The following is a 565-nucleotide window of genomic DNA, read 5'->3' as shown; positions in this document are numbered from 1 at the left end:
ACCTGCGACTTTTCCTCTCGGCGAGTGCTCACTTGCCCCTCTGGGGAAATCTTGGGGAGCCTGTTCCACACTCCCGCTCGCGTCGTTCTGTCCACCGAGGAGGGTAGCGAGCGCTTCGCGCCTCCTCCCGCCCGCCTCCGGCTTGAGCCGAGCGTAGTGGCCGAACGCGCCGATCGGCGAAGCGGCCGGTGGGCGCCGGCTCGGGCCCGGGGCTCGCGGCGGCTGCCCGGGGCGGGCGGGGCCGGTGCGGCATCAGTGCGGAGCGCCGCGCCAGCCGGCCACCGGCAGGGCGAACTTCGCGACCAGGCGGTCGGTGAACGAGGCGTGGTGCAGCCGGGCCAGGCGCACCGGCACCGCGCCGCGCCGCACCTCGACGCGCGCCCCCGCGGGCAGCTCCACGGTCCGCCGCCCGTCGCACCACAGCACCCCGTGCGGGGTCTGCGGCTGCACCTCCACCGCCAGCACCGAATCGGGCGCGGTGACCAGCGGCTTGGCGAACAGGGCGTGCGCGCTGATGGGCACCATCAGCAGCGCCTCCACCTCCGGCCACACCACGGGCCCGCCC

The 565-nt window shown here is 75.8% G+C and carries 1 pseudogene; it reads right to left on the bottom strand.

Going from position 1 to position 565, the window contains the following annotated elements:
- Positions 1-252 precede the first annotated feature (252 nt).
- Positions 253-565 (bottom strand): annotated as a pseudogene (locus tag KUM32_RS41150) (NAD(+)/NADH kinase); the annotation flags it as partial.

This window comes from Streptomyces sp. AC627_RSS907 (assembly GCF_019049165.1).
The sequence above is the reverse complement of the archived record's forward strand: the minus strand, read 5'-3'. Positions and strand labels throughout refer to the sequence as shown.